The sequence below is a fragment of the Klebsiella sp. Ech2A genome, from assembly GCF_030078455.1.
Classification (GTDB): Bacteria; Pseudomonadota; Gammaproteobacteria; order Enterobacterales; family Enterobacteriaceae; genus Klebsiella; species Klebsiella terrigena.
This window is the reverse complement of record NZ_JAQGFU010000026.1, coordinates 13968-38900: the sequence shown is the minus strand read 5'-3', so window position 1 is coordinate 38900 and position 24933 is coordinate 13968. Positions and strand designations below refer to the sequence as shown.

Sequence of the window (24933 nt, the reverse complement as noted above, 5' to 3'; positions counted from 1 at the left end):
CGCTTTAGCGCCCTGTCGCGAGGTCCCGTATAATACGTTTTCCTCATTCAGAGTCAAGCGTTTATTTTGCTTTTCTCCGTCGGCTTTGGCGGCTGATATTCAGCGCTTGAGCCTTCTGACCCGGCGGACTGTAAGCCGTTGTTCCGTGTCAGTGGAGGCGCATTATAGGCGGTAATTCTGAGGTGGCAAGTATAAATTTAAAAAAAAGATGTGTTCGATTATTTTTCATACAAAACCACGCTCAGACTTTAATTCTTGCCTGGTTTTTAAACAAAAACGAGCCCGCCGGGCCCGTTTTTGTCGTTTTGTGATTTACTGCACTGCCACTATCCGGTCATCTTTCACCACCAACTGCACTTCTTTACCGGGAATCAGTTCACCGGAAAGGATTTGCTGCGCCAGCGGGTTTTCGATCTGCTGCTGGATGGCGCGTTTTAACGGCCGCGCCCCGTACACCGGATCGTAACCGTTCGCACTGAGCAGCTTCAGCGCTTCATCTGACATATGGACTTCATAGCCACGCTCTTCCAGACGTTTGTACAGACGCTGCAGCTGAATTTGTGCAATAGAGGCAATGTGTTTTTCACCCAGCGGGTGGAATACCACAACTTCATCTATACGGTTGATGAATTCCGGACGGAAGCTTTGGCTAACAACGCCCATAATCACATCTTTCATATGACTATAATCCAGCTCACCGAACCGCTCCTGAATCAGATCGGAGCCGAGGTTAGAGGTCATAATGACTACCGTATTACGGAAATCGACCGTTCTCCCCTGCCCGTCCGTCAAACGCCCATCATCCAACACCTGCAGCAGAATGTTGAACACATCAGGATGCGCTTTTTCGACCTCATCCAGCAAAATCACCGAATAAGGACGACGGCGTACGGCTTCCGTCAGATAGCCGCCCTCTTCATAACCGACGTATCCCGGAGGCGCACCCACCAGCCGCGAGACGGAATGTTTCTCCATAAACTCGGACATATCGATACGCACCATCGCGTCATCGCTATCGAACATGAAGTTTGCCAGCGTTTTACACAGCTCGGTTTTACCGACACCGGTCGGCCCCAGGAACAGGAACGAGCCGATAGGACGGTTAGGGTCGGACAAGCCGGCACGGCTACGGCGAATAGCGTTAGAGACCGCTTCAACCGCCTCGTTCTGACCAATCACCCGACTATGCAACTCCTGCTCCATGCGCAGCAGCTTTTCACGCTCGCCTTCCATCATTCGCGCGACCGGAATGCCGGTCCAGCGCGCCAGCACTTCGGCAATTTCCGCATCCGTCACTTTATTACGCAACAGACGCATCGTTTTACCTTCAGACTGCGTGGCCGCTGCCAGCTGTTTTTCCAGCTCCGGGATTTTGCCGTACTGCAGCTCTGACATCCGGGCCAGGTCGCCAACGCGTCGCGCCTGCTCGATGGCAATTTTTGCCTGTTCCAGCTCGGCTTTAATCGTCTGAGTTCCGGAGAGGGACGCTTTTTCCGCCTTCCACTCCTCTTCTAATACGGAATACTGACGCTCTTTATCCGCCAGCTCTTCATTCAGCATATCCAGACGCTTCAGGCTTGCCTCATCGGCTTCTTTCTTCAGCGCCTGCTGCTCCAGCTTGAGCTGAATAATACGTCTGTCGAGTCGGTCGAGCTCTTCCGGCTTCGAGTCAATCTGCATACGAATGCTGGAAGCGGCTTCATCAATAAGGTCAATCGCTTTGTCCGGCAGCTGGCGGTCGGCAATGTAGCGATGCGACAGAGTTGCGGCAGCGACGATCGCCGGATCGGTGATCTGCACATGGTGATGCAGCTCATAGCGCTCTTTTAAGCCGCGCAGAATCGCAATGGTGTCTTCCACCGAAGGTTCGGCCACGAAGACTTTCTGGAAACGCCGCTCCAGGGCCGCATCTTTTTCAATATACTGCCGATACTCATCGAGGGTAGTCGCACCGACGCAGTGCAGTTCACCGCGCGCCAGCGCAGGCTTCAGCATATTACCTGCATCCATCGCGCCGTCCGCTTTACCCGCCCCCACCATGGTATGCAGCTCATCGATAAACAGAATGACGTTGCCTTCCTGTTTCGAGAGATCGTTCAGCACGCCTTTCAGACGCTCTTCAAACTCACCGCGATACTTAGCACCTGCCACCAGCGCGCCCATATCCAGCGCCAGTACCCGCCGGCCTTTTAGCCCTTCCGGTACTTCACCGTTGACGATACGCTGCGCCAGCCCTTCGACGATAGCCGTTTTACCGACGCCAGGCTCACCGATAAGCACCGGGTTATTTTTAGTGCGCCGCTGCAGTACCTGAATAGTACGGCGAATCTCTTCATCACGACCGATAACCGGATCCAGCTTGCCCTGTTCGGCACGCTCGGTCAGATCGACGGTAAATTTTTTCAATGCCTGACGTTGGTCTTCGGCACCCTGATCGTTCACGCTTTCACCTCCACGCATTTGTTCAATCGCCTGAGTCACATTGGCGGTTGTTGCACCGGCAGATTTCAACAGATCGGTTAGCGTACCGCGTGATTCAAGCGCCGCCAGAACGAACAGTTCCGACGAAATAAAGTTGTCCTTCCGCTTTTGCGCCAGCTTGTCGCAAAGGTTCAGAATACGCACCAGATCCTGCGACGGCTGCACGTCGCCGCCGGTGCCTTCCACCTGCGGTAAACGGCTCAACGCCTGAGTAATACTGGTGCTTAACTCGCCGGCGTTAATGCCCGCTGACGTTAATAAAGGACGTACCGATCCCCCTTCCTGATTTAGCAAGGCGCTCATTAGATGAAGAGGTTCGATGAATTGGTTGTCGTGCCCTAGCGCGAGCGACTGGGCATCGGCAAGAGCAAGCTGGAATTTATTGGTAAGACGGTCCAGACGCATAACTCCTCCCATAACAGGTCAAATTTGCTACTGGAGATTAAATGAGGTCATCCCTCAATTATTCAAGGTTAAAGACCTGAACTATGCGAAAAATAAGTCTGCCTTCCGGACCGTCTTGATGCACCAGGTTATATCAGCCAGATAAAACTAGCCATACGACCCGTCGTCTTATCACGGCGATAAGAGAAAAAATCGTCCTTTTCGCTTAGCGTACAGCGATCGCCGCCGAAGATTTGCTCCACGCCGACGTTGGCCAGGCGCTGACGAGCCAGTTGATAGATATCGGCAAAGTATTTCTCACCGACCGGACGAAAAGCGCTGTCGGCCTTCGCGTCTTTGCTCATAAAGGCTTCGCGAACCTCCGCGCCGACTTCAAAAGCCTCGGGACCGATAGCCGGCCCGAGCCACGCCAGAATATTCTCCGGCTTATCGGCGAAGCAGGCGACCGTTTCCTCCAGCACGCCGTCGCATAGTCCGCGCCAGCCCGCGTGGGCCGCCGCCACTTCGGTACCCGCACGGTTGCAAAAAAGCACCGGCAGGCAGTCAGCGGTCATCACGGCGCAAACGGTACCCGGCGTATTACAGTATGATGCATCCGCGCGTTTTGAGGCATACGGCCCGCCGTCGAGTTTCAGCACCGCCGTACCGTGGACCTGTTCGAGCCACACCGGATACGCCGGGAGCCCGCCTGCGGCAAACATCCGTCGGCGGTTCTCTTCAACATCGGGCAGATTGTCTCCGCAATGGGCGCCCAGATTAAGCGAGCCATACGGAGGCAGGCTGACGCCGCCAACGCGCGTGGAGCTACAGGCCGCCACGCCTTCCGGCATTGGCCACTGCGGTACAATCAGTTTAGTCATAGCCAGTCAATACGGTCCTTGTGCTCTTCATAATCGGCGCGCATCGCGTCAATCAGCTCAATCATATCCTGAGGGATCGGCGCATGCCACTCCATCTCAATACCGCTGATCGGATGATACAGACGCAGCATCGTGGCGTGCAGAGCCTGACGATCGAACTGGCGCAGTGCGGTGATGAACTCCTCTGACGCCCCTTTTGGCGGACGCGGACGGCCGCCGTAAACCTGATCGCCAACCAGCGGATGGGTGATATGCGCCATGTGTACGCGGATCTGGTGGGTACGGCCGGTTTCCAGACGCAGGCGCAGACGCGTATGAATACGGAAATGCTCCATAATGCGGTAATGCGTTACCGCCGGTTTCCCCATCGGGTGCACCGCCATATGCGTACGCTTGGTCGGGTGACGACTAATCGGTTCTTCTACCGTGCCGCCAGAGGTCATGTGGCCAATCGCTACCGCTTCATATTCACGGGTGATTTCGCGCAGCTGCAGCGACTCCACCAGACGCGTCTGCGCCGGGATGGTTTTCGCCACAACCATCAGGCCGGTGGTGTCCTTATCCAGACGGTGGACAATGCCCGCACGCGGAACATCGGCAATCGACGGACAGTAGTGCAGCAGCGCATTCAGCACAGTACCGTCAGGATTGCCCGCCCCCGGATGGACAACCAGGCCGCGCGGCTTATTGATCACAAGGATGTCGTCATCCTCGTAGACGATATTGAGCGGAATATCCTGCGGTTCGAAGCGCACATCTTCTTCGATTTCAACATCGATAGAGACGCTTTCTCCCCCTAAAACTTTCTCTTTCGGCTTGTCGCTGACAGCGCCGTTTACCAGCACTCGCTGGTCAAGGATCCATTCTTTTATGCGCGAACGCGAATAATCCGGGAACATTTCGGCCAAAGCCTGATCTAAGCGTTGCCCGAGTTGATTTTCGGACACCGTTGCGGTGAGTTGTACTCGTTGTGCCATATACAGCTTCTTCGTTTAACGTTGGGTTTTACGGCTTTGCCGTATAATATAGTGTGCTATTGTAGCTGGTCTTAATCGGGAGCAGGAACAGAGATTCTCCCGCATAAACATTTTGAGGAAGTCAAAACGTCATGACGCGCATGAAATACCTGGTGGCAGCTGCCACACTGAGCCTGGCTTTGGTGGGTTGCTCCGGCTCAAAGGAAGAGGTGCCTGATAATCCGCCGAATGAAATCTACGCGACTGCCCAGCAAAAACTGCAGGACGGTAACTGGAAACAGGCAATAACGCAACTGGAAGCGTTGGATAATCGCTATCCGTTCGGCCCTTATTCCCAACAGGTACAGCTGGACCTGATTTATGCGTACTACAAAAATGCCGATCTGCCGTTAGCTCAGGCAGCCATCGACCGCTTTGTTCGTCTGAACCCGACCCATCCTAACATTGATTACGTCATTTATATGCGTGGTCTGACAAATATGGCTCTGGATGATAGCGCGCTGCAGGGATTCTTCGGTGTCGATCGCTCCGATCGCGACCCGCAGCACGCACGCGATGCCTTCAATGACTTCTCGAAGCTGGTGCGCGGCTATCCGAACAGCCAGTATTCGACCGACGCCTACAAACGTATGGTGTTCCTGAAGGATCGTCTGGCGAAGTACGAACTGTCGGTCGTTGATTACTATACCGACCGCGGCGCGTGGGTTGCCGTCGTAAACCGCGTTGACGGCATGCTGCGTAGCTATCCGGACGCGCAGGCTACCCGCGACGCATTGCCGAAAATGGAAAACGCCTATCGCCAGATGCAAATGAACGCACAGGCAGACAAGGTGGCCAAAATTATCGCGGCTAACGGCAAAAACACCTGATCGCTTTTGAGGTAAGCAAAACGGCAGCCCTGGGGCTGCCGTTTTTTTATTCATCAGAGCTATACGCTGAAGCGTTTTAGCGTCAAGTCATCCCATCAAATATGACGCTCTTTCCCGCGTTCGACAAGTAAAATCTCCCCCGTTCCTGTCCTGCCTCACAAATTGCATTTGTTGACAAAAAGTGACATTAAAATGTGATTTATATCACGCATTTTGACATTGGGCGAGGTATGCTGAGTTCACCAAGACGGGAAAGACAAGAGGTAAAATTTATGACAATGAACATTACCAGTAAACAAATGGAAATTACTCCGGCTATTCGCCAGCATGTCGCAGACCGTCTCGCCAAATTGGATAAATGGCAAACCCACTTAATCAACCCGCACATCATTCTCTCCAAGGAGCCGCAAGGTTTTGTCGCTGACGCAACCATCAATACGCCAAACGGTCACCTGGTTGCCAGCGCGCGAAGTGAAGATATGTACGCCGCGATCAACGAATTAATCAACAAGCTGGAACGGCAGCTGAACAAAGTGCAACACAAAGGGGAAGCCCGCCGCGCCGCAACATCGGTGAAAGAGGCAGGCTTTGTGGAAGAAGAAGAGTAATCCTTAACTTTACTGTCCTTAACTTAATATTGTGTAACGCCACGCGCCTTCGGGCGCGTTTTTTATTGACAGGATGAAAACAGTCCGGGTACTGTAATCCCAGCTGATTAAAGGAATTTATCTTGAAACTACTGCCGTTCTTCTTCGCATTCTTTTTTACCTTCCCCTAATTGGGAGGCAATTCGTCGTGTGATAAAGAATGCGAAGACGAACTACAAGGCCTCCCACCAGGGAGGCCTTTTTTATTTATGCCCGCTATTTTTCAGGCTGCACGCGCGCTGTCGGTGGCTCGAACGATTTAGGGTATCTAAACCAATAACAAGAAAGGCAACACATATGACCGAGGAAAATCCATTACTGGCCCTGCGCGATAAGATAAGCGCCCTGGATGAGAAGCTGCTCGCGCTGCTGGCAGAGCGCCGCGGGCTGGCTGTCGAAGTCGGCAAGGCCAAGCTGGCGTCGCATCGCCCGGTACGCGATATCGACCGCGAGCGTGACCTGCTGGAGCGCCTGATGACCCTGGGCAAAGCTCACCATCTGGACGCGCACTACATCACCCGCCTGTTCCAGCTGATCATCGAGGATTCTGTTCTCACCCAGCAAACCCTGCTGCAGCAGCACCTGAATAAGATCAACCCACATTCAGCGCGCGTCGCGTTTCTGGGGCCAAAAGGGTCATACTCGCACCTTGCCGCGCGGCAATATGCGGCCCGCCATTTCGAACAGTTTATCGAAAGCGGCTGCGCCAGGTTTGCGGATATCTTCGACCAGGTTGAAACCGGCCAGGCCGACTACGCGGTAGTACCGATCGAAAACACCAGCTCCGGCGGGATCAACGACGTCTACGATCTGCTGCAGCACACCACCCTGTCGATCGTTGGTGAGCTGACGATCCCTATCGATCACTGCGTCCTGGTTGCCGCCTCTACCGATCCGCAGCAAATTACCACCGTCTACAGCCATCCGCAGCCGTTCCAGCAGTGTAGCCAGTATCTAAGCCGCTATCCGCACTGGAAAATCGAATATACCGAAAGTACCTCGGCGGCAATGGAGAAAGTCGCGCAGGCTAAATCGCCAACCATCGCGGCGCTGGGCAGCGAAGCCGGCGGTGCGCTGTACGGACTGCAGGTGCTTGAACACTGCGAGGCCAACCAGACGCAAAATATCACCCGCTTCCTGGTACTGGCGCGCAAGGCGGTGAACGTCTCCGATCAGGTTCCGGCAAAAACCACCCTGCTCATCGCGACCGGCCAGCAGGCGGGTGCGCTGGTAGAAGCGCTGCTGGTACTGCGCAACCACAACCTGATCATGACCAAGCTGGAGTCGCGCCCAATCTACGGCAACCCGTGGGAAGAGATGTTTTATCTGGATATTCAGGCCAACCTGGAATCCATCCCCATGCGCAAAGCGCTCAAGGAGCTGGCGGAGATCACCCGCTCAATGAAGGTACTGGGCTGCTATCCTGGCGAAAACGTGGTGCCCGTCGAGCCCATCTAACGCTCGATAAACGCCCGCTTCTTCATCCCTGCCACCGCAACCGGCAGGGTGAAGATCGCGCCGGAGAGCGGATATTTCGCCACTTCATCCGCTGCCATGTTTTCCCGGGTGGTGGTGATAAACAGCGTACGCATATCCGCCCCGCCAAAACAGACCATCGTCGGGCAGCGTACCGGCAGACGATACTCTTCCAGCTGTTCGCCGGTCGGCGAGAAGCGGGCTATACGCCAGCCGTCAAACATCGCGCTCCAGTAGCACCCTTCGACATCGATAGCCGCACCGTCAGGAATGCCCTCCCCCGGCTGAAAACGTCGGAAAACCTCACGCCTGCCCGGCTCGCCCTGCTCATCCAGCGGCGTACGGTAGATAACGGCATTCGGCGTATCGGAGGTATACATCCAGCGCCGGTCCTCGCTAAAGGCGAGGCCGTTAGCGCCGTGGATATCACACTGGATGACCCGCGGGGTAAGATCGCTGTCAATACGCACCAGAAGCGCGCCGTTATAATCTCCCGGCGCCCAGAAGGTGCCGGCATAAAAGCGCCCGTCGCGATCGGTTCCGCCGTCGTTAAAACGGGCCAGCTGCGGGTTGCTTGGGTTATCGCAGATTTTGCGGCGCAGCAGGCCGCGCGCATCGGTTAACCAGATAGCGCTACGCAGCGCCACGATAAAGCCACCCTTCTCACGCAGCGCAAAGCAGCCGACCTCTTCAGGAAACTGCAGGACCTGATGCTCGCCGCTGCGGACGTCGTAGCGGTGAATTTCGCACTCCATAATATCGGCCCAGTACAGAGCTTGCTCAGCGTCGTTCCAGGTCGGGCATTCCGGCAGGTGTCCGGCGTAATCAAACAGCGGTTGCGGTTCAGCCATCGTTTTCATCCCTATAAAAAAAGCCAGCGGGTTGCCCCTCTGGCTTTGATTATATACGGTTTTCAGCTACTGCCGATTATCATTCGCCTGGCGCAGCAGCGTGCGGCTTTCGCTCTGGAAGCGCTGGGCATAATCGCCAAACCAGTGCTCAACTTTGCGGAAGCTGTCGATAAACGCCTGCTTATCTCCCTGCTCCAGCAGGCCAATCGCCTCGCCAAAACGCTGGTAGTAGCGCTTAATCAATGCCAGGTTACTCTCCGACGACATAATGATGTCGGCGTAGAGCTGCGGATCCTGGGCGAACAGCCGGCCCACCATCGCCAGCTCAAGGCGGTAAATCGGTGACGACAGCGCCAGCAGTTGCTCCAGGCGAACGTTCTCTTCCGCCAGGTGCAGGCCATAGGCAAAGGTCGCAAAGTGGCGCAGAGCCTGAATAAAGGCCATGTTCTGATCGTGCTCAACGGCGCTGATGCGATGCAGACGGGCGCCCCAAACCTGAATTTGCTCAAGGAACCACTGATAGGCTTCCGGCTGGCGGCCGTCGCAGTAGACCACAACCTGCTTGGCAAGGCTGCCGCTGTCCGGGCCGAACATCGGATGTAAGCCCAGCACCGGGCCATTATGCGCCGCCAGCATCGCCTGCAGCGGCTCCGCTTTAATTGATGCCAGGTCAACCAAAATGCAGTCCGCCGGCAGCGAAGGCAGCCGGGCAATCGTTTCAGCCGTGGTATGAATAGGGACGCTGACGATCACCATCCCGGCGTCGGCAACAATCTCCGTCGCCCGCGGCCAGTCTTCTTTCTCCAGAATACGTACCCGGTAGCCTGAAAGCGTCAGCATTTTCTCGAACAGGCGCCCCATCTGCCCGCCGCCGCCGACAATCACCACCGGCCGCAGGTTCGGGCAAAGGGTTTTAAAACCTTTGTCGTTTTCGCTGGAATAGGACTCGCGCATCACACGGCGCAGCACGTCTTCAATCAGATCCGGCGGCACGCCGAGCGCGGCAGCCTCTTCGCGGCGGGAGGCCAGCATCGCCGCCTCCCGCTCCGGGACGTAAATGGGCAGGCCGTATTTGCTCTTGACCTCGCCCACTTCCGCCACCAGCTCCAGGCGCTTAGCCAGCAGGCTCAGCAGCGCCTTATCAACTTCATCAATTTGATCGCGCAACGCGGTCAGTTCAGCAACCATACTATCCTCTTACGCCAGACGAGCCGCCAGATGGCCGCGCAGATCCTTATCAAGTTCGCGGAGCAACGCATCGGTGGTTTCCCAGCTGATGCAAGCATCGGTGACGGATACGCCGTATTTCATATCGCAACGCGGCTGCTCAGAGGACTGGTTGCCTTCGTGGATATTACTCTCAATCATCAGGCCAATAATGGAACGATTGCCATCCTTGATCTGCGCGACGACGGATTCTGCCACCGCTGGCTGACGGCGGTAGTCTTTATTGGAATTACCATGACTGCAATCTACCATCAGCGACGGCTTCAGTCCCGCCTGAGTCATCTCTTTTTCGCACTGCTCGACGTCCTGCGGGCCGTAGTTTGGCGCTTTACCGCCGCGCAGAATGACGTGACCATCCGGGTTACCCTGGGTTTGCAGCAGGCAGACCTGGCCGGCCTGGTTAATCCCGACAAAGCGGTGCGGCATCGCCGCGGCGCGCATGGCGTTGATCGCCGTCGCCAGGCTACCGTCGGTACCGTTTTTAAAGCCGACCGGCATTGACAGGCCGGATGCCATTTCGCGGTGCGTCTGGGACTCAGTAGTACGTGCGCCGATCGCCGACCAGCTGAACAGATCGCCGAGGTATTGCGGGCTGTTAGGATCCAGCGCTTCAGTGGCCAGCGGCAGCCCCATATTGACCAGTTCGACCAGCAGCTGGCGCGCAATCTTCAGACCGCCTTCAACGTCAAACGAGCCATCCATGTGCGGATCGTTAATCAGCCCTTTCCAACCGACGGTGGTGCGGGGTTTTTCAAAATAGACGCGCATTACCAGGTAGAGGCTATCGCTGACCTCTTCGGCAAGTGCTTTAAAACGATGAGCGTACTCGATTGCCGCTTCCGGATCGTGAATTGAGCAAGGACCGCAGACCACCAACAGGCGCGGATCGCGGCCGGCAATAATGTCCGAGATAGTCTGACGGGACTGCGCAATCTGCGCTTCTTGTTCAAGGCTCAGCGGGAATTCAGCCTTCAGCTGATCCGGAGTGATCAAAATCTGTTCATCGGTAATATGTACGTTATTCAGCGCGTCTTTTTGCATGATTGCGATCCTGGGTAGCTCGTTTGCGATAGTGTTTTCCTCACTGAGGAGAACGTAACGATACCACACAAAGTAAAGATTTCAATCCATATTCCGTAAATTTTACTTTACACAAGCAAAATAAATGGCTCCTCATCCGCCATAAAACGTAAACTTAAATTAACACTACCCGCAACGACCGTTCAAAATTTATCCGCTGGGCCACCTTTTCTTTACGAAAAATCCTGGCCAAAATTAACCCATTGCACAGACCGTGACTAATGACGATTTTCACCAACAATGCTATTCTTCGGCCGGGCAACAGCGCGCTGCAATTCACGTACCATGACGAACCAGACGGATCCGTTAATGAAACAGTTTCACCGTCTTTTTTTGATCTCTTTGTTATTCATCGTGAGCTATCCCGCTTTTGCCGCCGGGCCGTCTGCAAATGTGCGAGCCATTGTTTCTGGGATCGTGACGTACACCCGCTGGCCAGAACTCTCCGCCCAGCCCAGGCTGTGTATTTTCTCTACGTCACGCTACACCCAAAGTCTGACCCAGCAATCGCCCGAGGCTTTGCCCTACCAGCCGGTCGTTGTTCACAGCACAGAGGAAGCGCTGAATACGGTTTGTGATGGTTTTTATTTTGGTAGCGAATCGCCGTCACAGCAGTCCGAATTCACCTCTAAATACCGGCCAAGGCCCCTATTACTTATCGCGGAACAGAATACCGAATGCGCGATTGGCAGTGCTTTTTGCCTGATCATCAATGACGACAGGGTCAAATTCTCCGTTAATCTTGATGTCCTGACGCACAGCGGTGTGCGGGTCAATCCAGATGTACTGATGCTTGCCCGGAAAAACGCACATGAATAAGGATTATCCTAAGGGCCCGCGCCCCACCTTCAAAAGAGCGCTACGCCGTATCAGCATGATAAGCGTAATCATATCGATGACTCTGGTCTGGCTGCTGCTCAGCACCGCCTCCGTATTCACGCTGAAACAATACGCGCAGAAGAATCTCGAACTCACTGCCGCCACAATGAGCCGCAGCCTTGAAGCGGCGCTGGTGTTTGGCGACAGCGCGGCGGCAGAAGATACGCTGGCGACGCTGGGGAAGCAGGGACAGTTTTCCGAAGCGCTGGTGCTTGATAGCCAGAAAAAGCATTTTGCCCTCTGGCATAACCACGATCTGGTGAGCGAAGAAAAGCTCAGCGGCCTTATCAGCAAATGGCTTTTCCCACAGCCCACCGTGCAGCCCATCTGGCATGAAGGGAAAACGATCGGCGAGCTTCGCCTGACGGCGCTGGATCGGCTGATAAGCCACTTCCTCGGCATTTCCATTATCGTCCTGACCGGCAGCATCCTGCTGGCGTCCTTTATCGCCCTGCTGCTGACCCACTCCCTGCACCGCGGCATCGTTACCGCGCTGCAGAGCATTACCGAAGTGGTGCACGATATCCGGGAAAACCGCCACTTCTCTCGTCGCGTTCCCGAAGAACACATTGAAGAGTTTCATCTTTTCGCCCAGGACTTTAACAGCCTGCTCGGCGAGATGGAGGACTGGCAGCGGCAGCTGCAGGCCAAAAACGCCCAGCTTCTGCGCAGCTCTCTGCACGATCCCCTGACCGGGCTTGCCAACCGCGCGGCGTTTCGTAACGTCATCGGCAAACTGATGAATGACGACGTCACCCACCGCAGCTCCGCGCTCTTATTCCTTGATGGCGACAACTTCAAGCTCATCAACGATAACTGGGGACACGCGACGGGCGATAAGGTCTTAATCGAAGTGGCCAGCCGGCTGATGGCGTTTGCCGGTACCCACCATCAGGCGTGGCGGTTAGGCGGCGACGAATTTGCCATTCTGCTGCGTAATGTCCACACCGAGGCTGAAGTCCAGGCGCAGTGCGACTTACTCTCGGCACAGTTTCTCCAGCCGTTTAATCTGCACAACGGCCACACCGCTACCCTGTCGCTCAGCATTGGTTACGCGCTGGCGTGGGAGCATACTTCTGCCGAAAATCTGCAAGAGTTTGCCGATCAAAATATGTATCGGATGAAACATCAGCGTTTGCAGCAGGTACAAAAATAAAAGGAATCATCATGCTCAGGAAATATTTTGCTCCCGCTCTGCTGGCCGCAGTTTTTCTCACCGGCTGCCAGGCTCCGCAAGGAAAATTCTCTCCGCAGCAGGTTGCGGCGATGAAGTCCTACGGCTTTACGGAAAGTAACGGCGACTGGTCCCTGGGCATCTCTGACACCATTCTGTTTGATAAAAATGACTACCGCCTGCGTCCCGAGAGCCAGCAGCAAATTCACAGCATGGCTTCTCGCCTTGCCTCAACCGGGATTACGCACAGCCGTTTAGATGGTCATACGGATAACTATGGCGAAGATGGCTACAACGAGATGCTGTCGCTGAAACGCGCCAACAGCGTCGCTGACGCCTGGGCGGAAGGTGCCGGCATCCCGCGCGGCAATTTAACGACCCGCGGGTTAGGTAAAAAATATCCGATTGCCAGCAACGATACGGCAAAAGGTCGTGCCGAAAACCGCCGGGTGACGGTGGTTATCAGCACGCCTTAACTCCCTTAGTCTACTGAACTGGCGAGCGTCACAGCGCTGGCCGCACGCCAGCGCAGATAGTCCACAACAATACCCAGCAGCAGGCTGGCGCCCATCAGCGGCAGCGCCAGTCCCAGCAGGACGGCTATCACCAGCGTGAGCGTACGGGCGGGCCATGCCAGATTAAGCCAGGCCCGCACCAGCGTACCTGCCGGATTAAACGCCGCCTTCGGCGGACGGCGGATCCACCATAAGCGATACCCAACGACGATCATCACGCACAGCGCCGCGCCAAAGGCGATCAGCAGCAGCTGATTCGCCAGGCCAAAGAGGATCCCCATGTGGAAATCGACGCCCCAGCGGGTGAGTTTCGCCATCAGCGGGAAATCGGCAAAGCGCGTACGGTCAACAACCTGCATCCGCTCACCGTCAATCGCTACCGCATCCACCCGGGTCGGCCAGCTTCGGTCTATTTCGTTCACCGTCCAGGCGAACCCCGCCCCTTTGGGAGGGCGAATTTCAAGCTTGCTGGCGTCGAGACCTGTGCTACGCGCGAGCGTCAGCACCTGGTCAAACTGCTCGCCCTGCAGCGGCGGCATCGTTTCGGGCATCGCCATATTGCCCATATGATGCTCAGCATGGGCATCATGAGCCATCGGCATCGCGGCGTGCAGCCGGGCGTTGACCTGCGGCGTCAGCCAGCCGAATGCGGCGCGCATCTTATCGACATTATCCCCGGCCCACTGCGACCAGGTTAAGCCGGTCGCGGAGAACAGCAGCATGCCCGCCAGCAGCACCCAGCCGAGGGAAGCATGCAGCCGGCGCGTATTTTGCTGGCGGTTATTGATCCGCCGGCGGGGCCGGGTCATGGCCCATAGCGCAATGCCCCCCAGCGCGGCAACCCACATCCAGGATGCCGCCAGCTCGCTATACAGCCGCCCGATATTTCCTGCCAGCAGGGACCTGTGCGCATAATCGATCCACTGGCGCAGGGGCAAAATACCGCTGGTGCCATAGACCGTCATATCACCTTTAACCTGCAAGGTGACCGGATCGATAAACAGCGCCCGGGATTCCGACTCTCCCAGCTGCGGGTCGGCGAACATCACCCGCGTGGTCTCGCCGGCGACTATGGCCGGGCGCACCGCCTGCAGGCGAAGATTTCCCTGAGTTAGCGCCTCCGCGGCCGCTATTTGGGCGCTCAGCGGCTGCTTCTCTCCGCCGGGTGTCGCGCTCAGCGCGTCGTGATATAGCCAGTTTTCCAGCTGCGGCGTGGCCACGTACAGCGTACCGGTTAGCGCGGCCACGAAGATAAACGGCCCGATAAACAGGCCAATATAAAAATGAAGACGTCGCAGCAGGTTCAGCCATGCCGCGCGCGAGGTGCAGGTAGTCATACTTTTCCTTTCCGAAAGCAAAAAGAGAACGTTGCGCAGTGCGCACATTATTTTTTATCAACAGGAAACAGCGGACTGCCGCGGCGGCGCGCGAGTGTCGGGATAGAGCCAGGGGAAGAAGTGCCAATGCTTCTGCACCGGACGGGCCGTAAAGAGACGCAGCCGACGCAGGATGAAGGTAATAAACAGCGCCAGCGCCAGCAGCAGGCCCGGCACGTGGGCTAGCAGCACGCAGTAACCGCAGGCCTCGGCGTGGTCGGCCGGCAGGGTATGCGAAGGCGCAGACGTCTGCGCAGCGGAATGGGACATCGCCATGCCGTGCGGCATTTCCATGGCGTGAGGCGTGTCCGCCATCATCATCGCGTGGTGCATCCCGGGCATCGCGCCCATCGGATCTTTTTGCAATGAGATAGAGATCAGCGGTGCGACGACGATCAGCAGGATCGAAAACAGCGCCAGCCATGCGGCCCGCCGTTTATGTGCTGACTGTCGATAAATATTGCCGGCCACCGCCCCTCCATCGTGAGGGCGATATTGTAAATGATTTACATCAAGATAGTTAAAACAAAGATAAAAAAAGGGCCAGCCTATCAGGCCAGCCCTTTTTATCAGGATGTCGCGAAAGCGAATCTTAGTTAAGACGCTCTTTGATACGAGCAGACTTACCGGTACGCTCACGCAGGTAGTACAGTTTAGCTTTACGTACAGCACCACGACGTTTAACAGCAATGCTGTCAACTACCGGAGAGTGAGTCTGGAAGACACGCTCAACGCCTTCGCCGTTGGAAATTTTACGAACAGTGAATGCAGAGTGCAGACCGCGGTTACGAATAGCGATAACCACGCCCTCGAATGCCTGCAGACGTTTTTTGGAACCTTCAACAACCCATACTTTCACTTCCACGGAATCACCCGGGCGGAAGGAAGGTACGTCCTGCTTCATCTGTTCTTGTTCAATTTGCTTAATAATGTTGCTCATAATTTAATCTCTTATCCTGGGTAAACTGATATCGGGGGCTTACGCCATCCCATCATGTTTATGCTGCTGTTGTGCGTGTTCAGTTTTGAACTGCGCCAGCAACTTTGCTTGCTCTTCAGTCAGAGCCAGGTTTTCCAAAAGTTCAGGTCTTCTAAGCCAGGTGCGGCCCAGCGACTGTTTCAAACGCCAGCGACGTATCTCAGCATGGTTTCCCGACAGCAATACTGGCGGTACCTCCATCTCTTCTAACACTTCAGGGCGGGTATAGTGTGGGCAGTCCAGCAGACCATCGGCAAAGGAATCTTCCGTTGCCGAAGCTTCATGACCCAGAACCCCCGGAATGAACCGGGAAACGGAATCAATCAGCGTCATTGCTGGTAACTCACCACCGCTGAGTACGTAATCGCCGATTGACCATTCTTCATCAATTTCGGTCTGAATTACGCGCTCGTCTATCCCTTCGTAGCGACCGCACACCAAAATCAGCTTCTGATTCGTTGCCAGTTCGCTGACGCCCGCTTGATCAAGCTTGCGTCCCTGAGGCGACAGATATATCACCTTAGCGCCTTCACCTGCCGCGGCTTTTGCTGTATGGATGGCGTCCCGCAAGGGTTGCACCATCATTAACATCCCCGGTCCGCCGCCGTAAGGACGATCGTCCACGGTACGGTGCCGGTCATGCGCGAAGTCGCGAGGACTCCAGCTCTGGATGCTCAGCAGGCCATTTTTTACTGCCCGGCCAGTTACCCCGTAATCGGTAATTGCGCGGAACATTTCAGGAAACAGGCTAATTATGCCAATCCACATAGCGCCGTCTTTTACCGTTTATTCGGAGAATTTAAAAACCAGGATCCCAATCTACTTCGATTGTACGAGTAGCGAGATCGACTTTCTTGATAACCTGCCCATCGAGGAACGGAACCAGCCGCTCCTTGATGCCAAACGCATCTTTCAGGTTTGCCTTAATGACGAGAACGTCATTTGACCCGGTTTCCATCATATCGATGACTTTACCCAGGCCATAGCCTTCGGTGGTGACTACCTGGCAGCCCATCAGGTCTTTCCAGTAATAGTCGCCCTCTCCGAGCTTCGGCAGCTGCGAGGAATCCACGATAATTTCGCAATTAGTCAACAGATTCGCAGCATCGCGATCGTCAATGCCCTTCAGCTTGATGACGATATCCTGATTGTGGTGGCGCCAGCTTTCCAGCTCAACAACCTGCCACTGACCCGCCTTCTGGATTAACCAGGGCTGATAGTCAAAAATGCTTTCGGCGTCTTCGGTGGAGGAAAACACTCTGAGCCAACCACGGATACCGTAGGAAGAACCCATTTTGCCCAATACGATCGGATCAACAGGTGCTTGTGCGGTGTGTTGCTTGCTCATCATGACCACCGTGACAGATTAAGCTGCTTTGTTCGCTGCTTTGATCAGCGTAGCTACGCGATCGGAAACGGTAGCGCCCTGGCCAACCCAGTGAGCGATACGATCCAGATCCAGACGAGTTTCTTCTTCTTTCGCGGAAGCGATCGGGTTGAAGAAACCAACGCGCTCGATGAAGCGACCGTTGCGTGCATTACGGCTGTCGGTGACAACAACCTGGTAGAACGGACGCTTTTTAGCGCCGTGACGAGCTAAACGAATAGTTACCATAACATCCTCTTGTGTGAATAGAACAACCGGGCCCCATCGAGGAACGGGGCCCGGGTGTCATATTAAAAGCCCGAAAATTTTACTGATTTCTGTGCAAAAATCAATTCAAAACTGCAATACGCTAAATAATTCGAGTTGCAGGCAGGCGGCAAGTGAGTAAATCCCCGGGAGCGTACGCAAGTACGTGACCGGGGTGAGCGAATGCAGCCAACGCATCTGCGGCTTGAATGATGACGCGTATTAACGACCAGGGAAGCCCGGCGGCATCATACCTTTCATGCCGCGCATCATCTTCATCATGCCGCCTTTCGACTTCATCTTCTTCATCATGCGCTGCATATCGTCAAACTGCTTGAGCAGACGGTTAACGTCCTGCACCTGCATCCCGCAGCCCGCGGCGATACGGCGCTTGCGCGAGCCTTTGATGATCTCAGGCTTGGCGCGCTCTTTCAGCGTCATCGAGTTGATGATGGCTTCCATCCGCACCAGCACTTTATCGTCCATCTGCGACTTAACGTTGTCCGGGATCTGCCCCATACCCGGCAGCTTGCCCATCAGGCTGGCCATGCCGCCCATGTTCTTCATCTGACGCAGCTGCTCGAGGAAGTCGGTAAGGTCAAAGCCGTCGCCCTTTTTCAGCTTGGAGGCCAGCTTTTCGGCCTGCGCGCGATCAACCTTGCTCTCGATATCTTCGATCAGCGACAGCACGTCGCCCATGCCGAGAATACGGGAGGCAATACGATCCGGATGGAACGGCTCCAGGGCTTCGGTTTTTTCGCCGACGCCGAGGAATTTAATTGGCTTACCGGTGATATGACGAATCGACAGGGCCGCACCGCCGCGGGCGTCGCCGTCCACTTTAGTCAGCACGACGCCGGTCAGCGGCAGCGCTTCATTAAACGCTTTCGCCGTGTTCGCCGCATCCTGGCCGGTCATCGCATCAACGACAAACAGGGTCTCTACCGGGTTAAGGGCAGCGTGAACCTGCTTGATTTCGTCCATCATCGCTTCGTCAACGTGCAGACGACCGGCGGTATCCACCAGCAGCACGTCGTAGAACTTCAGCTTCGCTTCTTTCAGCGCGGCGTTAACGATGTCGATCGGCTTCTGGCCGACGTCGGACGGGAAGAAATCAACGCTCACCTGTTCGGCCAGCGTTTCCAGCTGTTTAATCGCCGCCGGGCGATAAACGTCCGCGGAGACAACCAGCACTTTCTTTTTGTGCTTCTCACGGAGGAATTTACCCAGCTTCGCGACGCTGGTGGTTTTACCGGCGCCCTGCAGGCCCGCCATCAGCACTACGGCCGGCGGCTGAGCGGCTAAGTCCAGCGCCTGGTTCTCTTCGCCCATCGCCGCAACCAGCTCGTTGCGCACGATCTTGACGAATTCCTGGCCCGGCGTCAGGCTTTTGTTAACTTCATGACCCACCGCGCTCTCTTTTACGCGGCTGATGAAATCACGCACGACGGGCAGAGCAACGTCTGCCTCGAGCAGCGCCATGCGCACTTCACGCAGGGTTTCTTTAATGTTGTCTTCGGTAAGGCGTCCGCGGCCGCTGATGTTGCGCAGCGAACGCGACAAACGATCGGTTAAATTATCAAACATTGTCTCTCGCCTGAGGTGGAAACTGTCGGTCGCCGCAGCGACACCACAAATACAAATTTGCCGCAGTATAACACGACATGTACCGGGATGTGATGCAACGGTTGGAGCCGACGTCGCGTAACGCTATACTGCTTCTCTTTCTTGTTTAGTCAACAGTCGACGCCCATATGCCTGTTTTTGCTCTACTCTCGCTTGTCGCCTATTCCGTCAGCCTGGCGCTGATCGTTCCCGGCCTGCTGCAAAAGAACAGCAGCTGGCGGCGGATGGCGATACTTTCCGCAACTATTGCGCTGATTTGTCATGCTTTTGCGCTGGAGTCACGCATTTTCCCCGGCGGCGGTAGCGGGCAAAATCTCAGCTTACTCAACGTCGGCTCGCTGGTCAGCCTGATGATCTGTACGGTGATGACCATCGTCGCGTCGCGCAACCGAGGCTGGCTGCTGCTGCCCATCGTCTACGCGTTTGCGCTGATCAATCTGGCCTTCGCCACCTTCGTACCCAACGAGTACATCACGCACCTGGAAACAACCCCAGGCATGCTGGTGCATATTGGCCTTTCGCTCTTCTCTTACGCGACGCTGATCATCGCCGCCCTGTATGCCCTGCAGCTGGCCTGGATTGACTATCAGCTGAAAAACAAAAAGCTGGCTTTTAGTCACGAAATGCCGCCGCTGATGAGTATTGAGCGTAAAATGTTTCATATCACCCAGGTCGGCGTGGTGCTGCTGACGCTGACGCTGTGCACCGGGCTGTTCTATATGAATAACCTGTTCAGCACGGAAAACATTGATAAAGCCGTGCTGTCGATCGTGGCGTGGTTCGTTTATATCGTCCTGCTCTGGGGACACTACCATGAAGGCTGGCGCGGTCGCCGGGTCGTCTGGTTTAACGTCACCGGCGCAGGCCTACTGACGCTGGCTTATTTTGGCAGCCGCGTCCTTCAGCAGTTTATTAGCTAAATCCAGACTACGAGCAACTCCACCGGGCAGCATTGCGACAGGCGCCGGCAGCGCGGACAAACCGCCGCATACTCTGAGTATGCGAGGATCCCAGATGCTGCCGGGTCAGGCCGGTAATCGCCCGGTGGGACAGGCTTTAAGGAGTCCCTCCTGGAACACATCTCTACCACCACGCTAATCGTGACGTTGATTATCATGGTGATCATCTCAGCCTATTTCTCCGGTTCTGAGACCGGCATGATGACGCTGAACCGCTACCGCCTGCGTCATATGGCGAAACAGGGTAACCGCCAGGCGAAGCGCGTCGAAAAGCTGCTGCGCAAACCCGATCGCTTAATCAGCCTGGTGCTGATCGGCAACAACCTGGTCAATATCCTCGCCTCCGCGCTGGGCACTATCGTCGGCATGCGCCTGTACGGCGATGCCGGCGTCGCGATTGCTACCGGTGTTCTGACCTTCGTGGTGCTGGTCTTTGCCGAGGTCCTGCCCAAGACTATCGCCGCGCTGTATCCGGAGAAAGTCGCCTATCCGAGCAGCTTACTGCTGGCGCCGCTGCAGGTGCTGATGATGCCGCTGGTGTGGCTGCTGAACACCATCACCCGCCTGCTGATGCGAATGATGGGCATCAAGACCGATATCATTATCAGCGGGGCGCTGAGCAAGGACGAGCTGCGCACCATCGTGAATGAATCGCGCACGCAGATCTCCCGCCGCAATCAGGACATGCTGCTGTCGGTGCTGGACCTCGAGAAGGTCAGCGTGGACGACATTATGGTTCCGCGTAATGAGATTATCGGCATCGATATTAACGATGACTGGAAGTCTATCGTCCGCCAGCTCACCCACTCGCCGCACGGCCGCATTGTGCTCTACCGCGGTTCGCTTGATGACGCCATCAGCATGCTGCGCGTCAGGGAGGCCTACCGCCTGATGACCGAGAAAAAGGAGTTCACCAAAGAGGTGATGCTCCGCGCCGCGGACGAGATTTACTTCGTGCCGGAAGGCACGCCGCTAAGCACGCAGCTGGTGAAATTTCAGCGCAATAAGAAGAAGGTGGGGCTGGTAGTCGACGAGTATGGCGATATCCAGGGCCTGGTGACCGTTGAAGATATTCTGGAAGAGATTGTCGGCGACTTTACGACCTCGATGTCACCCACCCTGGCGGAGGAAGTGACCCCGCTCAACGACGGCTCGGTGATTATTGACGGTAGCGCCAACGTTCGTGAAATCAATAAGGCGTTTAACTGGCACCTGCCGGAAGACGAAGCCCGAACGATTAACGGCATTATTCTCGAAGCGCTGGAAGAGATCCCCGTTCCCGGCACCCGCGTGCGCATCGAGCTGTACGACATCGATATTCTCGACGTTCAGGACAATATGATTAAGCAGGTGAAGGTGATGCCGGTGAAGCCGCTTCGTGAAAGCGCGGCGGAATAATCGGGCATGAACTCAGTGAAGCGGTGAACCTCGGTTCGCCGTTTTTTTTGCCGCCAAACCGGCGCCAGCGCAGGGAAATAAAGCATAAAAAAACGGCCGCCCGCGGGCGGCCGTTTTACAGCGAATTACTTCGCCTTCGCCACGGTCACCATCGCTGCGCGAATAGTACGACCGTTCAGGGTGTAGCCTTTTTGCATCACGCCCAGCACGTTGCCCGCCGCCACGTCTTCAGACTCAACCATCGCGATGGCCTGGTGGACGTTAGGATCCAGCGGCACGTTGGTATCGGCAATCACTTCCACGCCGAACTTACGGACAACGTCCAGCATCGACTTCAGCGTCAGCTCAATACCTTCAACCATTGAAGCCATGTCCGGGTTGGCTTTATCGGCCACTTCCAGCGCGCGGTCCAGGCTATCGATCACCGGCAGCAGTTCGTTAACGAACTTCTCCAGAGCGAATTTATGCGCCTTTTCCACGTCAAGCTCGGTGCGACGACGCAGGTTTTCCATTTCCGCTTTTACGCGCAGGACACCTTCGCGTTCACGAGTCTGGGCTTCAACCAGCTGCGCTTCCAGATTCGCAATTTTTTCATCGCGCGGATCCACCTGGTCAGCAGAAACCTCAGGCTCAACCGCCTCAACGTTGTCGTGCTGTTCCGTGATAATTTCTTCCGGGGCTTGCCCGTCAGGCGTTTTCTGTTCTTTACTACTCATGAATTTCTCCGCGTTTTTTTCGCATTCATCTCGCTAACTTCGCTTATTATGGGGATCAGTTTCCGGGTTTCAAGGGAAGCAGTCAGATTGTCATCATTCATTTAACGCAAGGACATCCAGAACATGAAGAACCATTTCAAGTGTATAGGCATTGTGGGGCACCCTCGTCACCCGACCGCGCTGACCACACATGAAATGCTCTGGCGCTGGCTGTGCAGCAAAGGCTATGAAGTTCTGGTTGAACAACAGATCGCCCATGAGCTACAGCTTAGCAACGTCAAAACGGGAACGCTGGCGGAAATTGGCCAGCAGGCGGATCTGGCGGTCGTCGTTGGCGGTGATGGCAACATGCTCGGCGCCGCGCGCACCCTGGCGCGGTACGATATTCAGGTGATCGGCATTAACCGCGGCAATCTTGGTTTCCTGACCGACCTCGACCCGGATAACGCGCTGCAGCAGCTTGCCGACGTGCTTGAAGGCCACTATATCGCCGAAAAACGCTTTCTGCTGGAGGCCCAGGTCTGCCAGCAGGATTGCCAGAAACGCATTAGCACGGCGATTAATGAAGTGGTTCTGCATCCGGGCAAGGTCGCGCATATGATCGAGTTCGAGGTCTATATCGACGAGGTCTTTGCCTTCTCCCAGCGCTCCGACGGCCTGATTATCTCCACCCCGACGGGCTCCACCGCCTATTCGCTCTCCGCCGGAGGCCCTATTCTGACGCCTTCGCTCGATGCCATCACCCTGGTGCCGATGTTCCCGCATACGCTTTCGGCCCGCCCGCTGGTTATTAACGGCGACAGCACCATTCGCCTGCGCTTCTCCCAGCGCTGCAGCGACCTTGAGATCAGCTGCGACAGCCAGATAGCCCTGCCGATTCAGGACGGCGAAGATGTCTTAATCCACCGCTGCGACTACCACCTGAATCTTATTCATCCGAAAGATTACAGCTATTTCAATACATTGAGCACCAAGCTCGGCTGGTCGAAAAAATTATTCTGATTTTATAAGCTGCCTCTTTACTGGATAAAAAACCAGTCTATACTGTACGAAAACACAGTAATGGTTTTTCATACAGGAAGGCAGCTATGTTGGCGCAACTCACCATCAGTAATTTTGCTATCGTTCGTGAACTGGAGATCGATTTCCACAGCGGCATGACCGCCATCACCGGAGAAACCGGTGCGGGGAAATCGATAGCCATCGATGCGCTTGGCCTGTGCCTTGGCGGCAGAGCGGAAGCAGACATGGTGCGAAGAGGTGCCAGCCGCGCGGACCTGTGCGCGCGCTTCGCGCTAAAGGATACGCCCGCCGCGCAGCGCTGGCTGGAAGAGAACCAGCTGGAAAGCGGACGTGAGTGTTTACTTCGCCGCGTCATCAGCACCGACGGCCGCTCGCGCGGCTTCATTAACGGTACCGCCGTTCCTCTCTCCCAGCTTCGCGAGCTCGGCCAGCTGCTTATCCAGATCCACGGCCAGCACGCGCACCAGCTGCTAACCAAGCCAGAACATCAAAAAACGCTGCTCGATGGTTATACCGGTGAGTATGCGCTTACTCAGCTCATGGCCGGTCATTATCGCCAGTGGCACCAGAGCTGCCGCGAGCTGGCGCAGCATCAGCAGCAGAGCCAGGAACGCGCCGCCCGCGCCGACCTGCTGCAGTATCAGCTAAAAGAGCTGAACGAGTTCTGCCCTCAGCAGGGTGAATTCGAACAAATCGACGAAGAGTACAGGCGCCTTGCCAACAGCGGCCAGCTGCTGAGCACCTGCCAGCATGCGCTGACGGTAATGGCGGATGGCGAAGAGGCAAACCTGCAGAGCCAGCTCTACGCCGCTAAGCAGCTGGTGGGCGAGCTGGTCGGCATGGACGGCAAGCTCTCAAGCGTGCTGGATATGCTGGAAGAAGCCTCAATTCAGCTTAGCGAGGCAACCGACGAGCTGCGCCATTACAACGACCGCCTGGATCTCGACCCGAACCGCCTGTTCGAACTGGAGCAGCGCATCTCGCGGCAGATTTCCCTCGCGCGCAAGCATCAAATTACGCCGGAAGAGCTGCCTGCGTTCTATCAGGCGCTGTTAGAAGAGCAGCGCCTGCTGGACGACAGCGCAGGCTCTCTGGAGTCGCTCAGCCAGACGGTGGTTGAACATCACCAGCTGGCGCTGGAAACGGCCCGCCAGCTGCACGCCGCGCGTCAGCGCAGCGCCGATGAGCTGACCCGACTGATCACTGAAAGTATGCACTCACTTTCCATGCCTCACGGGGTCTTTGCTATCGATATCGCCTTTGATGAGCGTCATCTGACCGCCGAAGGCGCGGATCGCATCGAGTTTCGCGTGACGACCAACCCCGGCCAGCCGCTGCAGCCTATCGCTAAAGTCGCCTCCGGCGGCGAGCTATCCCGTATTGCACTGGCGATTCAGGTCATTACCGCACAGAAGATGGAAACGCCGGCGCTGATTTTCGATGAAGTTGATGTCGGCATCAGCGGCCCAACGGCCGCCGTGGTCGGCAAGCTGCTGCGCCAGCTGGGAGAATCGACTCAGGTCATGTGCGTCACTCACCTGCCGCAGGTGGCTGGCTGCGGTCACCATCACTTTATCGTCTGCAAAGAGACCGACGGTGAGATGACCGAAACCCACATGCATCCGCTGGATAAACGCGCGCGTCTGCAGGAGCTGGCTCGCCTGCTGGGCGGGAGTGAAGTCACGCGCAACACGCTGGCAAACGCGAAAGAGTTGCTCGCGGCGTAAACTTTTTGATTTCCGCAGAGTCATAGTGAACAGCAAATTGCCGCAAGACCTGCAG

General features: G+C 55.9%; 25 protein-coding genes and 1 other annotated feature. Of the genes, 11 read left to right on the top strand and 14 right to left on the bottom strand.

Features of this window, described 5'->3' with window-relative positions; genetic code table 11:
* Positions 1-312: 312 nt before the first annotated feature.
* From clpB to rluD, 3 genes are all read right to left on the bottom strand, one after another.
* Positions 313-2886, bottom strand: coding sequence for an ATP-dependent chaperone ClpB (gene clpB / locus PFH44_RS08200; RefSeq protein ID WP_045855675.1), 2574 nt, complete (start codon positions 2884-2886; stop codon positions 313-315).
* A gap of 128 nt (positions 2887-3014) precedes the next feature.
* Positions 3015-3746 (bottom strand): purine nucleoside phosphorylase YfiH, encoded by a 732-nt coding sequence (gene yfiH / locus PFH44_RS08195; RefSeq protein WP_283824772.1) that lies wholly within the window; start codon positions 3744-3746, stop codon positions 3015-3017.
* On the bottom strand, positions 3743-4723 hold the full coding sequence (gene rluD, locus PFH44_RS08190; RefSeq protein WP_045855680.1) for a 23S rRNA pseudouridine(1911/1915/1917) synthase RluD: 981 nt from the start codon (positions 4721-4723) through the stop codon (positions 3743-3745). Before rluD ends, yfiH begins: the two co-directional genes overlap by 4 nt.
* Before the next feature lie 131 nt (positions 4724-4854).
* On the opposite strand from rluD, the gene bamD reads away from it, so the two are divergent.
* From bamD to pheA, 4 genes are all read left to right on the top strand, one after another.
* Entirely contained in the window at positions 4855-5592 is a 738-nt protein-coding gene (bamD, locus tag PFH44_RS08185; protein WP_041146779.1) for an outer membrane protein assembly factor BamD, read from the top strand.
* Positions 5593-5864: 272 nt separating this feature from the next.
* Entirely contained in the window at positions 5865-6200 is a 336-nt protein-coding gene (gene raiA / locus PFH44_RS08180; protein WP_045855684.1) for a ribosome-associated translation inhibitor RaiA, read from the top strand.
* Positions 6201-6321: 121 nt separating this feature from the next.
* Positions 6322-6446, top strand: a sequence feature (Phe leader region).
* Positions 6323-6370 (top strand): pheA operon leader peptide PheL, encoded by a 48-nt coding sequence (gene pheL / locus PFH44_RS08175; RefSeq protein ID WP_121497579.1) that lies wholly within the window; start codon positions 6323-6325, stop codon positions 6368-6370. Its footprint overlaps the feature before it by 48 nt.
* Before the next feature lie 90 nt (positions 6447-6536).
* Entirely contained in the window at positions 6537-7697 is a 1161-nt protein-coding gene (gene pheA / locus PFH44_RS08170) for a bifunctional chorismate mutase/prephenate dehydratase (RefSeq protein WP_045855686.1), read from the top strand.
* On the opposite strand, the gene PFH44_RS08165 is transcribed toward pheA, so the two are convergent.
* From PFH44_RS08165 to aroF, 3 genes are all read right to left on the bottom strand, one after another.
* On the bottom strand, positions 7694-8566 hold the full coding sequence (locus PFH44_RS08165) for an SMP-30/gluconolactonase/LRE family protein (RefSeq protein ID WP_045855719.1): 873 nt from the start codon (positions 8564-8566) through the stop codon (positions 7694-7696). The genes pheA and PFH44_RS08165 overlap by 4 nt on opposite strands.
* A gap of 66 nt (positions 8567-8632) precedes the next feature.
* Positions 8633-9754 (bottom strand): bifunctional chorismate mutase/prephenate dehydrogenase, encoded by a 1122-nt coding sequence (gene tyrA / locus PFH44_RS08160; protein WP_041146782.1) that lies wholly within the window; start codon positions 9752-9754, stop codon positions 8633-8635.
* A gap of 9 nt (positions 9755-9763) precedes the next feature.
* Positions 9764-10834 (bottom strand): 3-deoxy-7-phosphoheptulonate synthase AroF, encoded by a 1071-nt coding sequence (gene aroF, locus PFH44_RS08155; protein ID WP_283824771.1) that lies wholly within the window; start codon positions 10832-10834, stop codon positions 9764-9766.
* 348 nt (positions 10835-11182) lie between these two features.
* Between aroF and yfiR the strand changes: the two genes are divergently transcribed.
* Genes yfiR through PFH44_RS08140 form a run of 3 tightly spaced genes read left to right on the top strand, consistent with a single transcriptional unit; the run spans position 11183 to position 13402 of the window.
* A complete protein-coding gene (gene yfiR / locus PFH44_RS08150; RefSeq protein ID WP_283824770.1) occupies positions 11183-11692 on the top strand; it encodes a regulatory sequestration protein YfiR in 510 nt (169 codons plus the stop codon).
* Positions 11685-12908 (top strand): diguanylate cyclase DgcN/YfiN, encoded by a 1224-nt coding sequence (dgcN, locus tag PFH44_RS08145; protein WP_283824769.1) that lies wholly within the window; start codon positions 11685-11687, stop codon positions 12906-12908. Before yfiR ends, dgcN begins: the two co-directional genes overlap by 8 nt.
* An 11-nt stretch (positions 12909-12919) precedes the next feature.
* Positions 12920-13402, top strand: a complete 483-nt coding sequence (locus tag PFH44_RS08140) for an OmpA family protein (RefSeq protein WP_283824768.1) — start codon at positions 12920-12922, stop codon at positions 13400-13402.
* A gap of 5 nt (positions 13403-13407) precedes the next feature.
* On the opposite strand, the gene PFH44_RS08135 is transcribed toward PFH44_RS08140, so the two are convergent.
* From PFH44_RS08135 to ffh, 7 genes are all read right to left on the bottom strand, one after another.
* On the bottom strand, positions 13408-14778 hold the full coding sequence (locus tag PFH44_RS08135; RefSeq protein ID WP_283824767.1) for a PepSY-associated TM helix domain-containing protein: 1371 nt from the start codon (positions 14776-14778) through the stop codon (positions 13408-13410).
* Between the two features lie 57 nt (positions 14779-14835).
* Entirely contained in the window at positions 14836-15288 is a 453-nt protein-coding gene (locus tag PFH44_RS08130) for a DUF2946 domain-containing protein (RefSeq protein WP_283824766.1), read from the bottom strand.
* A gap of 121 nt (positions 15289-15409) precedes the next feature.
* The gene (gene rplS / locus PFH44_RS08125) at positions 15410-15757 is read right to left on the bottom strand and encodes a 50S ribosomal protein L19 (protein ID WP_041146788.1); all 348 of its coding nucleotides are present in this window, start codon (positions 15755-15757) and stop codon (positions 15410-15412) included.
* A 39-nt stretch (positions 15758-15796) separates the two neighbouring features.
* Positions 15797-16564 (bottom strand): tRNA (guanosine(37)-N1)-methyltransferase TrmD, encoded by a 768-nt coding sequence (gene trmD / locus PFH44_RS08120; protein ID WP_045855697.1) that lies wholly within the window; start codon positions 16562-16564, stop codon positions 15797-15799.
* A 31-nt stretch (positions 16565-16595) separates the two neighbouring features.
* The gene (rimM, locus tag PFH44_RS08115; protein ID WP_045855721.1) at positions 16596-17144 is read right to left on the bottom strand and encodes a ribosome maturation factor RimM; all 549 of its coding nucleotides are present in this window, start codon (positions 17142-17144) and stop codon (positions 16596-16598) included.
* Positions 17145-17162: 18 nt separating this feature from the next.
* Positions 17163-17411, bottom strand: coding sequence for a 30S ribosomal protein S16 (gene rpsP / locus PFH44_RS08110; protein WP_041146791.1), 249 nt, complete (start codon positions 17409-17411; stop codon positions 17163-17165).
* A 240-nt stretch (positions 17412-17651) separates the two neighbouring features.
* The gene (ffh, locus tag PFH44_RS08105; RefSeq protein WP_041146792.1) at positions 17652-19016 is read right to left on the bottom strand and encodes a signal recognition particle protein; all 1365 of its coding nucleotides are present in this window, start codon (positions 19014-19016) and stop codon (positions 17652-17654) included.
* Between the two features lie 167 nt (positions 19017-19183).
* Between ffh and PFH44_RS08100 the strand changes: the two genes are divergently transcribed.
* A complete protein-coding gene (locus PFH44_RS08100) occupies positions 19184-19975 on the top strand; it encodes a cytochrome C assembly family protein (protein WP_045855699.1) in 792 nt (263 codons plus the stop codon).
* A 150-nt stretch (positions 19976-20125) separates the two neighbouring features.
* A complete protein-coding gene (locus tag PFH44_RS08095; protein ID WP_283824773.1) occupies positions 20126-21412 on the top strand; it encodes an HlyC/CorC family transporter in 1287 nt (428 codons plus the stop codon).
* A gap of 125 nt (positions 21413-21537) precedes the next feature.
* Here the strand turns inward: PFH44_RS08095 and grpE are convergent, their stop codons facing one another.
* Entirely contained in the window at positions 21538-22128 is a 591-nt protein-coding gene (grpE, locus tag PFH44_RS08090; RefSeq protein WP_283824765.1) for a nucleotide exchange factor GrpE, read from the bottom strand.
* 123 nt (positions 22129-22251) lie between these two features.
* On the opposite strand from grpE, the gene nadK reads away from it, so the two are divergent.
* Both nadK and recN read left to right on the top strand, forming a co-directional pair.
* Complete coding sequence (gene nadK, locus PFH44_RS08085) at positions 22252-23130, top strand: NAD(+) kinase (RefSeq protein WP_041146796.1); 879 nt, start codon at positions 22252-22254, stop codon at positions 23128-23130.
* A gap of 86 nt (positions 23131-23216) precedes the next feature.
* Entirely contained in the window at positions 23217-24878 is a 1662-nt protein-coding gene (recN, locus tag PFH44_RS08080; RefSeq protein ID WP_283824764.1) for a DNA repair protein RecN, read from the top strand.
* Positions 24879-24933: the final 55 nt, after the last annotated feature.